Origin of the sequence: Helcococcus ovis (assembly GCF_004524775.2) — a bacterium.
In the GTDB taxonomy this organism is placed as follows: Bacteria; Bacillota; Clostridia; order Tissierellales; family Peptoniphilaceae; genus Helcococcus; species Helcococcus ovis.
Map to the genome: position 1 here is coordinate 993233 of NZ_CP119081.1, position 12669 is coordinate 1005901.

General features: G+C 32.8%; 12 protein-coding genes. 2 read left to right on the plus strand and 10 right to left on the minus strand.

The features are described 5' to 3' along the window. Positions 1-10: 10 nt before the first annotated feature. The 5 genes from EQF90_RS04660 to EQF90_RS04680 all read right to left on the minus strand — a co-directional run bounded on the left by EQF90_RS04660 (position 11) and on the right by EQF90_RS04680 (position 6342). On the minus strand, positions 11-715 hold the full coding sequence (locus tag EQF90_RS04660; RefSeq protein ID WP_330167150.1) for an energy-coupling factor transporter transmembrane component T: 705 nt from the start codon (positions 713-715) through the stop codon (positions 11-13). Continuing rightward, complete coding sequence (locus tag EQF90_RS04665) at positions 705-2222, minus strand: ABC transporter ATP-binding protein (RefSeq protein ID WP_134711681.1); 1518 nt, start codon at positions 2220-2222, stop codon at positions 705-707. The genes EQF90_RS04660 and EQF90_RS04665 overlap by 11 nt, the downstream gene beginning before the upstream one ends. Positions 2223-2224: 2 nt before the next feature. Further along, positions 2225-3934 (minus strand): ABC transporter ATP-binding protein, encoded by a 1710-nt coding sequence (locus EQF90_RS04670; protein WP_134711680.1) that lies wholly within the window; start codon positions 3932-3934, stop codon positions 2225-2227. Further along, positions 3927-5666, minus strand: a complete 1740-nt coding sequence (locus EQF90_RS04675) for an ABC transporter ATP-binding protein (protein WP_134711679.1) — start codon at positions 5664-5666, stop codon at positions 3927-3929. The genes EQF90_RS04670 and EQF90_RS04675 overlap by 8 nt, the downstream gene beginning before the upstream one ends. Positions 5667-5769: 103 nt before the next feature. Beyond that, the gene (locus tag EQF90_RS04680) at positions 5770-6342 is read right to left on the minus strand and encodes a TetR/AcrR family transcriptional regulator (protein WP_134711678.1); all 573 of its coding nucleotides are present in this window, start codon (positions 6340-6342) and stop codon (positions 5770-5772) included. A 298-nt stretch (positions 6343-6640) separates the two neighbouring features. Here EQF90_RS04680 and EQF90_RS04685 point away from each other — a divergent pair, with 298 nt between their 5' ends. Further along, positions 6641-6991 carry a plasmid mobilization protein gene (locus EQF90_RS04685; RefSeq protein WP_134711677.1) on the plus strand — a complete coding sequence of 117 codons (351 nt, stop codon included), beginning with the start codon at positions 6641-6643 and terminating at the stop codon, positions 6989-6991. A gap of 5 nt (positions 6992-6996) precedes the next feature. Continuing rightward, a complete protein-coding gene (locus EQF90_RS04690; RefSeq protein WP_134711676.1) occupies positions 6997-8328 on the plus strand; it encodes a relaxase/mobilization nuclease domain-containing protein in 1332 nt (443 codons plus the stop codon). Between the two features lie 38 nt (positions 8329-8366). Here EQF90_RS04690 and EQF90_RS04695 read toward each other — a convergent pair whose 3' ends face one another. From EQF90_RS04695 to EQF90_RS04715, 5 genes are all read right to left on the minus strand, one after another. Then, positions 8367-8783, minus strand: a complete 417-nt coding sequence (locus EQF90_RS04695; protein WP_024379008.1) for a sigma factor-like helix-turn-helix DNA-binding protein — start codon at positions 8781-8783, stop codon at positions 8367-8369. 287 nt (positions 8784-9070) lie between these two features. Further along, positions 9071-10423, minus strand: a complete 1353-nt coding sequence (locus EQF90_RS04700; RefSeq protein WP_134711675.1) for an MATE family efflux transporter — start codon at positions 10421-10423, stop codon at positions 9071-9073. A gap of 395 nt (positions 10424-10818) precedes the next feature. Continuing rightward, on the minus strand, positions 10819-11283 hold the full coding sequence (locus EQF90_RS04705) for a hypothetical protein (RefSeq protein WP_024379010.1): 465 nt from the start codon (positions 11281-11283) through the stop codon (positions 10819-10821). Further along, positions 11267-11932, minus strand: coding sequence for a HEAT repeat domain-containing protein (locus EQF90_RS04710; protein WP_211839749.1), 666 nt, complete (start codon positions 11930-11932; stop codon positions 11267-11269). Before EQF90_RS04710 ends, EQF90_RS04705 begins: the two co-directional genes overlap by 17 nt. Continuing rightward, entirely contained in the window at positions 11929-12453 is a 525-nt protein-coding gene (locus EQF90_RS04715; RefSeq protein WP_024379012.1) for a PadR family transcriptional regulator, read from the minus strand. Before EQF90_RS04715 ends, EQF90_RS04710 begins: the two co-directional genes overlap by 4 nt. Positions 12454-12669: the final 216 nt, after the last annotated feature.

Sequence of the window (12669 nt, forward strand, 5' to 3'; positions counted from 1 at the left end):
AAAAGTCCTCCTAATAAATTTTCTGTATTACTATCACAAGAGCAATCATCAAAGCTCCTAATAGTCCAATCATTAAGTCTGTTTTTCTAAACTGCAATTCTGTTAATGTTACCCTCTTCTCATCACTATCAAGTCCTCTAATAAGTGCTGAAGCTGACAGTTCATCTGAAATCTTAATCATTCTCATTAAAAGCGGAACAAGCGTATATTCAATATATTTAATTGGATGTAGCAATGGGAAAAATCTGCTTGTTACGATTCCTCGAATCTTCATATTCTCTTTTAATGCCTTGAGTTCTATTTTTATAGTTGGTACAAACCTAAGCAAAACACTAAAAGGTATACCAATACTTCTTGGTACTTTCATTCTATTTAATACTTCCAGCATTTCACTTACACTTGTAGTCTTTGTTATATAGCCACCAAACATAGCAATTAAGGTCATTCTTGATGCAAAGTAAATAAACATATATATTGCAAATAAGATGCTTGCTTCTGGGAACTTTCCAAGCCCTAACTCTATGCAGTATAGAAGCACAAAAAACAAAATAAAGCGTAAAGCTCTTTCCCACATTCCGCTGTGTACATACAAAAAAAAGGCAAAGACAATCAGTCCGAAAAGTAGAATTGTATCGCTTATAAAAAAGCTCGTAAACCCAACAATTGGGAGTAGAGTAATTTTTATTCTCGGATCAACTGTTTTTTTATCTGCCAAGCTCTCTACCTCCTCTCATTTTGTCTAATATGAGAAATTTATTACTTTCACTCATATTCAAAACACTTTCTATTTTTCCGGCTCCCATTACCCAGAGCTTGCTCACTGTGTTCGCTAAAAATTCAAAATCATGACTTATCACCAAAACTGTTGTCCCATTCTTTAATTGTTCTTCAATCAATTTTGCCACTGAAAGCATTGAGTCTTTATCACAACCTGATGTTGGTTCATCATAGATAAAAACTTTTGCCCGTTTCATCATTCCACAAGCTATTGTCAGTCTTTGTTTTTCTCCTCTTGATAAAGCAAACGGATGCTTATCTATATGTTTATCTAAGCCAAGAACATTCAAAATAGACTTTGCCTTTTGAGTATTTTCTTTTTTATCTTTACTTGAAATACCAAGCAGCATTTCATCAAGTACACTTTCCGAAAATAACTGATAGTCTGAATCCTGAAATACAAAATATGACATATCCATTAAATCTTTGCGATTCAACTCTTTATCTTTTTCCGCCCATATTTTCCCCTCTTTTATCTTCTCAAGTCCTGAAATAACCCTTGCAAAAGTAGTTTTTCCGGTACCATTTAACCCAATAAGACCAATGGCTTTTCCGCACTCCATATTGAAATCAAGATGATTTAAGATGTATTGGTTTTGCTTATTTCCAACCTTAGTTGCACTTGGGTAACAAAATTTCAAGCCTTTTCCACTGATACTTTCATCATTTAATTGATATGAATCTTTCTTCTCACTTATCCTGTATTCTTCTAATTCAAGAGTTCTTAGTCCATTCTCATCCCAAAACTCCCCTTCAAGATGGATAACTTCTTCCCGACTCAAGTCCTGTGCAATTTCTCCATCTTTCACCAAAAGAAAACGGTCAAATAAAGATTTTACATAGTACAAACGATGTTCAATTAGAATAACCGTTGTTCCTTTTTTCTTTAATTTTTCCAAAATTAAAAATAGGTCAAATGTTGCTTTCATATCCAAATTTGCTGAAGGCTCATCTAAAATTAAAACTTTCGGATTCATTGCATAGATGCTTGCAATAGCTATCTTTTGTTTCTGCCCGCTTGATAATTCAAAAACAGATTTTCCTTTCAGTTCCTCAATATCCAACTCCACATATACTGCTTCTACTCTCTGTTTGATCTCATCTCTTGATTTGCAGATGGTTTGAAGCCCAAAAGCTATTTCTTCATCTGTCGTTGTCGTAAAAAACTGACTTCTTGGATCTTGAAATACAGTCCCTACAATATGCCCTATTTCATGAAGCGATAATTTGCTTATATCTTTTCCGGACACAAAGGCCTCCCCTTGCATTTTGCCCCTGTAATAATACGGAATAAGACCATTCATTACACTTCCAAGAGTGCTTTTACCACTTCCACTTTTTCCTGAAATTAAAACAAATTCACCTTTTTTAATTTCAAGATTGATATTTTTTAAAGCAACTTCCCCATCTTCCCATTCATAAGAAACATCTTTTAACAAAATCATGGTTACACCTCATACTGAGCTTTCCATAATTTTGTGTAGTAACCACCTTTCTCAAGAAGTTCCCCATGCTTTCCTTTTTCAAGTAAATTTCCTTTTTGAAATACGAGAATTTGGTCAGCTTTTTGAATTGTTTTTAAATGGTGAGCCACTACAAGTACAGTTCTATTCTTTGCAAGTTCTGTAATGGCATCTTGTATCAAAGATTCATTTACAGGATCAACATTACTTGTCATTTCATCAAGAATTAAAATCGGTGCATCTTTTAGAAAAGCTCTTGCAATAGATATTCTTTGTCTTTGTCCACCTGAAAGAAGCCCACCATTTTCTCCAATATCAGTTTCATAACCCTTTGGTAAACTCATAATGAAATCATGTATCCTTGCCTTCTTTGCAGCTTTAATGATTTCCTCTTTTGTAGCTCCTTTTTTACCTACTCTGATATTTTCTTCAATCGTGTTATCAAACAGTTGAACATTCTGCATGACAATGCTGATACGATCTAAAAGCTCATCATAAGGAATATCCCTTATATCAATTCCTCCGAGTGTAATTTTTCCTTTATGCACATCATAAAATCTTAAAAGCAAGTTGGTTATCGTAGTCTTTCCACTACCTGACTCTCCAACTAAGGCTGTCATTGTTTTTTCAGCAATAGAAAAGCTCAATTTTTCCATTTTAAATTCATCTTTTTCATAGGAAAAATCTATGTTTTCAAAAGCTATATCATTATCTTTCGAAACAATTCCATTCACTTTATCCGGGATTACATCTGCATATAAAATCCTTGAAAGTCTTTCATAACTATCTACCGCCGAAACATAGTACATATAGTGTTGTTCCATAGAAGCGAATGGCTTATAAAACTCTTTTGAAATTACTGCAAAGATAATAAAATTAAGTACATCAAGACTTCCCTTTATAACAAGTATTGCTCCTGCAATTAAAAGAACTAAATATCCAATATCCAGTAAAAAACCAAATATAGATAGCTGTTTTGCCTTGAATCTTGAAGCTGCTTTGCTTGTTTCTCCAAATTTTTTTGTCTTATTCATAAGCTCATTGTCCAAGCTCTTATTGTTTGAAAAACTCTTTAGTACAGGTATTCCTCTAACATATTCAACAAATAAGCTAACCATATCAAGAAGTGCTAAGTTGTTCTGATTTTCTATTTTTTCAGATTGCTTAATTGTCAGATATAGAAAGATAAGTGCAATCGGAACAGATACAGCCATCATAATGGCAAGTTTGAAATCAATACTTGCAAGACCAACAAATACGACTGCACCTATCAAAAAATCGCCAAACATTCTTGACCACATGTGTCCTACAACAAGGGACATATTATCAACATCCTTGTGTAAAATTGTATTTATTTCACCCAATCTTTCATTAGTATAAAATCCCAAACTAAATTTTTTCAGTTTGATAATCATACGTTCTCTTATTTGCTGAACAATATCAAAACCCGCACTATGCTTTTTCATATCTGCGACCATATTACAAATGCCTTTAAACACTACAAGTAATCCAATCGCAATAAAATATTTATATAGGCTTGCTAAGCTCGTTCCATCAAAGATTTGGAAAAGTATAGAAAATACGATAACAATCATGGCTATGGAGCTTAGTCCATAAAGGGCAAAGAATACACTTGATATAATCAAATCTCTCTTGCCGGTTTTTGTAAGTAGTTTTAACATTTCTCTAAACATTTTCTGTTACCACCTCTTTCAAATTCCATCTATCTACCTTGTTCTGTGATTCAACCATATCCTTATAGAACTCACATCTTTTCATCAACTCTTCATGGCTTCCTGCATCAAGAACAACACCCTTATCCATTACGATAATTTGATCTGAATCTCTAATCGTATTTAGATGGTGAGCAATTGTAATGATGGTTTTATCCTTGCTTAAATCGTCAATTGCTTCACCGATTAGTCTTTCATTTTCACTATCAACAGCTGCCATTGCTTCATCTAATATTAAAATCGGTGCATTTTTCAGTATCATTCTTGCTATGGAGATTCTTTGTTTTTCTCCACCGGATAACTTAACTCCCATTTCACCTACTCGTGTTTCATATCCATTTGGTAATGCTGAAATAAAATCATGGCATCTTGCTTTTTTAGCAGCTTCTATGACTTCTTCTTTTGTTGCATTTAGTTTTCCGATTGCTATATTTTCAAAAATACTTAAATCAAAAAGGATAACTTCTTGTTGCACACTACCAATCAGCATTGAGATATTTTCTTGACTATATTCTTTTATATCTTTTCCATTTATCAGTATTTGTCCTTCATCTGCATCCCAAAATCCCATAAGCAAATTAGATACCGTACTCTTTCCACAACCGCTTGCTCCTACAAAGGCATTCAAGCTATTTTTCTTAAAAGTTAAATTGATATTTTTTAGCTCAAAGCTATCTTTTCCGTATGCAAAATTCACATCTTTAAATTCTATGTTTCCAAATTCTAAACCTTGTTTTGTCTTTTTATTCGGCAACGGAACAGTTAAAACTTTTCCAATTGCCTTTAGGGCTTCCTTAAATACTATGGAAAAATGTTGCAATGTAGCAGTCTTACTTATAGATGCAGTAAAAGCAGACGATAAAATAATGGCAAGTATAAAATTAGGTGTTGTAATATTTCCACAGTAAAGAAATATACTTCCCAAAATCATGACAATAACTACTCCAATTTCCATAAATATGTCAATGAGTCCCATTGGAATTGTAATTGCTCCCATGCTCTTTTTAACCCAGTAAATATATTCTCTTGCGGTTTTTAATGTTCTTTCACTAATCTCCTCTTCTTTAGCAAAAGCCTTAATCACAGAGATATTTTTTACATATTCCATTAGCTCTTCTCTCATCTTGTTTTCATGGTTAAAGTAAATAGCAAAGTTTTTATCCATTGTTTTCTGTGAAAGAACTTTTACCAAATACATGAGTGGAACTCCGGCAATCATTCCAAGAGCAAGACGCCAATCCACAAAAATCATAGCTACAAAAATAATGGTAGGCAGAAGTGTAACTGACATTATTTCAGGAAGACCATGAGCAAGATATACTTCCACTTGTTCTACATCATGTTGAACAATGTTGGTAAGCTCTCCTGTATTATGTTCTTTAAAGAATCCCAAACTTAGTTTTTTCAGATGACCGATAATATCTAACCTAAGTTCTGTTAATTTTTCGTATGCTTTCTCATGGGCAACCTTTGTTGCAAAATAATAAAACACTCCTTTTAATACAAACGATATAAAGATTCCCAAGAATATATACTTTAAATTACCTTCGTTAATATTGTGTGTGATTAAAGAACTAATCAAATGGACGAGTAAGATTTGTGGTATCAAATCAAATACTATTTTTAAAGCAAGAAGTGAATTGGATAAGCCGTTTTTCCCAATCACTTTTTTTCTTAATTCTTTTTCCGGCATGAACAACTCTCCTTTCAAAATTGAATAATATTGAATTTTAATTCAGTATTAAGGTTTAAAGTAAGACTTTGCTGATTACGCAAAGTCTATTTTTTAGTGCTGATTATAGGGATTCCACTCCCTTGTAATAACACCTTGCAATAAGTTTTAGCATATCTTTTGCCCACTTTTCACTTTGATAATGCCTTGCTATTTCAAGAAGTCCCTCTGTAAAGTTACTTGCTAAAATATGGGCAAGCATTGGATCATATTCCTGTTTCGATTGTCTTTTTAAACTTACTTCAATATGAACCTGCATTTGCGATATGAGTTTTTGTTTTGCTTCTGTATGCTTAGTACCTGAGCTTTTATCCATTAAAATAATTAACTTCTTACGCTCTTTTAAAAGTTCATGAATATATTTTTCTCCAACTTCATCAAACCTTTCAGAAGCAGAACCTTTTTCCAAAGATTCTTCCTCATTAAAAGCTGACTCGAAGTTTATATAAACAGAACTTACTACTGCATCAAACAAAACTTCCTTATTTTTGAAATAGGTATAAATGAGTGCCACAGGAATATCTGCTTCTTTTGCAATTTCTGTTAATTTGGCACCTCTATAATCCTTTTTATAAAATACTTTTTCTGCTGCTTCGAGTATTCTATTTCTAACTTCTTCTTTTAATACTTGTGCCATAGCACACCTCTTTCTATTCCAATACTGAATTTATATTTAATAATAAATTAAAATTCAATATTTGTCAAGTTACATGTGGAAATTATGGCGTTCTTATGGTATAATCTAATAACAAATTCAAAACTTGCTTAATGCTTGCTATCTAATTCATTCTTATGTAGCAAGCACAGTAAGTGTACGGACACTTACGAAAAAATTGATGAAGCAGCCCTCTGGGAACTGCTTCTTTTTTTATCAATTTTTAGCTTGTTAGGGAGAACCCTAAGACCCCGAAATACATTCAAAGGAGGAACTACCTATGGCAAATAGAATACGAAATGAAAGACTTGAAATTAAACTAACAGAAGAAGAAAAGGCTCTTTTTGAGGAGAAAAGAAAACTTGCAAAGTGTAGAAACATGAGCCATTTTATCCGCAAATGCGTTTTAGAAAAGGAAATTTATCAAGTAGATTTAGAGCCTTTCCGAGCTTTACAAGGCTTGCTTTCAAATGCAACAAACAACATCAATCAGATTGCAAAGCGAGTAAATTCGACAGGTGTAATCTATAAAGAAGACATCAGTGATATAAAAAAAGAGATTGAACATTTCTCAAAAGAGTTATGGCAAATTCATTCACTACTGCTTAACAGGACTTCCGGAGGTGATTAGTTTTTATGGCTATTACAAAAATACACCCTATCAAATCGACTCTTAATCTTGCTATCGAATACATTGTAAATGGAGATAAAACAGACGAGCAGATTTTAGTCAGCACGCATAAATGCCATGAGTCAACTGCTCATACTCAATTTTTAAGGACACGAAATGATGCAGGAACAAAGGGAACTGTTCTTGCAAGACATCTCATTCAATCCTTTTTACCGGGAGAAACTACGCCTGAAATGGCACACCAAATCGGTATGGAGCTATGTAAAAAGATACTCAAAGACGAGTACGAATTTGTCTTATCTACTCACATAGATAAGGGGCATATTCACAATCACATTATCTTTAATAATGTAAATATGGTAACGGGTAAATGCTACCAGTCTAATAAAAAAAGCTATCATAAAATCAGGTATCACAATGATAAATTGTGCAAAGAAAATAACCTATCCGTCATTGATGAGTTTTACGAAAGCTATAAGAAAAAATATAAGACTAACGGTAAGTCTTGGTATGAAAACGAACAGGTAAAGCGTGGTACTTCTTGGAAAAGCAGGCTTCAATTTGACATTGACAGAATGATAAAACAGTCTAAGGATTGGGACGAATTTCTAAAAAAGATGGCTGATCTTGGCTATGAAATCAAATACGGTAAGCACATTGCTTTTAAACCAAAAGATAAGGCGAGATTTACAAGGGCTAAAACTATCGGAGAAGATTATACCGAAGAAAGATTAAAAGAACGCATTACAGAAAGAGCGTTTATCAAGACTCCTGCCGTCAAAAGACGCATCGGCAATATTATTGACATGAACACTAATATAAAGGTAAAGGAAAGCAAAGGCTATGAATATTGGGCAACCAAACATAACCTTAATACAATGGCTGAGTCTGTTATATATATCAGAGAACATGGCATTAAATCCGTTAAACAGCTTGACGAGTACATCCAACAAACAGCCGATGAAAGGCAAAATTTACAGGATAAAATCAAGGCTATTGATAAGGAAATGCAGGAGCTTTCTACCACTATGGAGCAAGTTCATACCGTTAAAAAATACAGGGCGTGCTATAAGGAATATAAGGCTAATCCTTCTGACAAGGCATTTTTTGAAGAGTACAAAGCTCAGATTACCCTATATGAAAATGCTCTTTCAGAGCTTAAAAAATCCTATTCCAAGCTCCCAAATTCAAAAGATATTTTAGCTGAGCTTGATAAATTGCAAGAAAAAAAGAATACCCTTATGCAAGAGTATTCTTCCTCAAAATCTACTATGGACGAGCTTTACAAGATACGAAAAAATTATGGGATTTATATGGGCAATGAAATGGAGAGATGAAAGGCTAAATACTTTTTATATAGCCTTTCATCTTATTTTTAGATTTTATCTTCTAAAATCTTTCTCAGTTTTTCTAAAATTCTATCCCTCCTTTGTCCGATTGCCTGATGTGTAACTTTCTCTTTTCTGCTGATTGACCTTAGACTTTCTTCTCTGTAAAAGATGGCTTCCATTAACTCTCTTTCTTCTTTTGTCAGTGTAGCTAATGCCTTATGCAGTTCTTCGATTTGCATTTTTACTTCTACGATTTTTCCCAAGTCTATTTTTTCATCTATGATGTTATCTACAAAATGTCCATCATGATCTAATGCTGAAAATGGAATTACATTATTCTTCCAATCCTTTTTCTGAAGATATTTTTCATGCTCTGTTATCTTCCAATAGGCTTTGTAAACTTCTTCATTTACTGGTACGGCTTTTCCTTTGACATAAAGGTAATATTCTTTCTTCTCCATTGTGTGTTCCTCCTTTTTTAAGTTCTCTTTTTGGGTTTTCTGAGAATAAAAAAGGAGGGCTTCTACACTTTGGCGTAAAAAGTCCTCCGAAAATAACAATCAAATTAACTCTTATTGTTATTACACTATTTAATTGTTCAAGAAAATATCTATATAAAAGCGAACCAAAAAGGCATAATCAACAGCCTATTTACAAAACATGAATACGCACTCATTCACATTACCTCCATAACTATTTCTACACTTAGATGCCTCCTTATTTTTGAATCAGCAGATGCAATTCGTAATTATAAATTGTTCTTTATTACCAATCTCAATTTTTTATGAATGCTAATAGCAAAAGGAATTGTGATGATTGTTGTTATCAAATCTGAAATTGCTTGTGCATATATAACACCATTTAGTCCCATAAATTTAGGCAACAATAAAATGATAGGGATAAATACAATTCCTTGTCGCAATGAGTTTAGAAATATTCCCCCTAATGCCTTTCCCATAGACAAATATAAGGTAGAGTAGGCAAACTGAAATCCAAATGTTATAAACATAATGACACCTGCTCGTAATGCCTGCACTGCTATATTTAATACATTTTCATCAGTCCCAAATATAGATAATATACTTGGTGAAAAAATATAAATTATCAAAGTCCACACTATGCAAAATACATTTGTCCATTTAATACTTGCCTTGATAGCACCTCTCACTCTTTCATAATTCTTAGCTCCGTAATTAAATCCGGCTAACGGTTGAAGTCCCTTCATATATCCCAATACAACATTTGTTCCAAGTGTTACAATCCTAAGAGCAATACCCATTGCAGCTATTGCTTCTTCTCCATAAAAGGACGCTGCATAAGATATTTTGCTTATAGATATAGTTTGTAAAATCTGAAGTATCAACATGGAAATTCCTATCTTCAATATCTCTTTATAAATTGCAAATGTAGGCTTGAAGTTAGATAATTTCATCTCAATTAAATTTTTATCTCCTATAAAGTAAATGAGATACATTAGACTCGTTATCACTCTGGCTATAAGTGTCGCAATAGCTGCACCTCTCACTCCTAAATTAAGTCCAAATATGAATATCGGATCCAAAACCATATTTGATATAGAACCTAAAAGCATAGCTTTTAATGAAATTTTGGCAGCTCCTTGTGCAACGACTAAGTTACCAAGTGTTACATTGATTGATCCCAAAATACCGCCTACTATGAATATTCCTGTATAAGACTTAGAAATTTCCATAATAGATGGAATGGCTCCCATAAATTTCAAAACGCCCTCTAAATAGCAAAACAATACAATAGCTGTAATTATCCCTAAAATTGCACTTGATATAAGAGCAACTGTTGCTACAATACTTGCTTCTTTTTTATTATTTCCTCCAAGTAGCCTTGATATATAAGAACCTGCTCCTGCACCAAATGTTAATCCTATCCCTAAAAAGATGAGTTGAATCGGGAATGCAACTGAAACAGCAGCTACTGCCTCTTTCCCAAGTCCGGACACAAAATAAGTATCAACGACATTGTATAAAGCGGCTACCAATAAACTGATAACCATAGGCATACCTAACTTAAAAAGTGCTTTATCAATATTTTCTTCTTTCAAAATTTTTATTCTGTTTTCGTTCATTTAAACTTTCTCCACTTCTCAATATTTTGTTTTCTGTATTTATGCAACAAAAAAAGGCATAAATACAAAATAGTATCTGCCTTTTGCTTAATAATTTATAAAACAAAAGGCTACAGACAAAACATTGCCTATAGCCCTTTACATTTTAATTATATATCGAGAAATGTACACAAAAACAAAGCCAATAAATGGCCTAATTTTTTTGTATTTCCCGATGAAATATTAAATGCAATCTATTTGCTATACTCTGTACAATGTTTCATCGGTTTCATTTGTACAGAGTTAAGTTTGTTCTTAGGATGATTTCTTAAGTGAATTCTCATAACAATCCCCTTTCAGCTATATAGTAATATTTTATCATCTTTTTCAAAAATCGTCAAAACAACATACTCACATCAGAAAGTTTCGATTTTCCCCTTAAAATTATTCGCTTTATCTATCAACGAACCTCTGAATCCCATTGTAAAAGCAATGTTACTACTTCTAATTGCCAAAAGTTTATCTCCTATGTTAACACCCAAAGAATCCATTAAAGACTGAGGAAGATTTACATTTGTTCCATTCAAAGATAGCCATCCATACATTCTTCCCTTATACGAAATAAGTTCTCCCTCTTGTAAACTTCTCTCTGCCAAACATTTATTTCTAACTAATATGCTATTTAATTTTGAATCGGAAAGTAATTTTTCCGGCATAACACAGAAGCCACCTGTCTGCTTACTTCCTGAAACAATATAGACATACTTTTCTTTTTCTAATTTGTACTCCTTTATTGCCATAGTCGGAAAACTTAACTCTCCATCTTCTTTTATCTTCGACCAACCAAAAATATATTTTCCGCCTTTAGTCATCTGTGGCATTGTCTTCACTCTCCTTTAATGCTCTTTTGGTAATTCGAATTGCACCGGCACTATGGATACGAACAACAGGATGTGCATCATTATCTGCAAGCCACTGTAATTTTTCTAAGTATGGTTTGACATAGTACGGTTTACTTTTTCCTATTACTCTGAACATTTCAGGTGCTTCTATCCGTATTCTCTCCCCTTTGTCTTGTATCATTTCATAAAACATATCAAGTTTTTCACAGAACAGTTCCGGAGCATTTGTTGCAATATTTTCACAAGCCCAAACGAATGCAAGTCTTACTTCATCTACATTATCTTTTCTCATTTCCATTATTTTATCTAAATATGGAACAATCAACTGCTTATCAGCTCTGCCTATTCTTCCAAGTGCATTTACTGAACGCTCTCTTAATTTAGAGCGATCATCATGTAAGTAACTTGCAATATCTGCAACATACTTTTTTACTTCTAATGGATAATTTAATCCCATTTCTCCAAGAAGCCATAAGACCTTTGCTTTTACATCGTCAGAATGATTTTCGTTCAAGTAAATAGAAACTTCATCAATAGCTGTTTTCCAATTCTCCTTATTTTTCGTTATCTCTCTTAATTCCTTTAATAGCTCTCTATCTTCACATATATTTACCAATTCAAAAATCACTCCTCTAAATATAGCTTTCTAAAATCATTTATCCAATCGTTTAATGCTTCTGATAGCAAGACTTGTTGATTTATAATAGATTTGGCACAAACAGGAATATTTTCTCTTTCCATCTCTAACTTGCTAACTGCATTTTTGTACTTCTCAATCTCTGTTTCAATATTGTCTATAACCTCTTTGCTTTCATTTTTTGACAGCATTGCCATATTGATAATAACTGCATTAAAATCTAAAAAAACATTGACCATTTGAGCAGATATTTTCTTCATCAATTCTAAAAAATACTTATCTCCTTTTTCTGTAATGTGATAAATTGACTTTTCAGGCATATTCCCATCTCTTGATAAATTGCCTTTTATATAGCCTTTTTCTTCTAACTGAATTACCTTTTTATAAATTGATGGAGTGCTGACCTTTACCCATTTAGAAATATTTCTGTACTCAACATTCTTTTGCAACTCATAAGCACTTTGTTCTTTCTCTTTAATCATTCCCAAAACTATCAGATCAATTGTTGACATATTATCCCTCCAAATAAAAAACTACTATAAATTATATCACTGTATTTTACAGTAGTCAATTTTTTAGACAACTACAAAACAATCTGATTTTTCTCATTGATTTTCCAACTATCTTATTTTTATATAATCTTACTCTTGTGTTTTGAATTTTATCTATCAAAGACTCATTAAAAAACTCTTAATCATATACCTCCAAATAAAAAAAGCCGGTGCAGT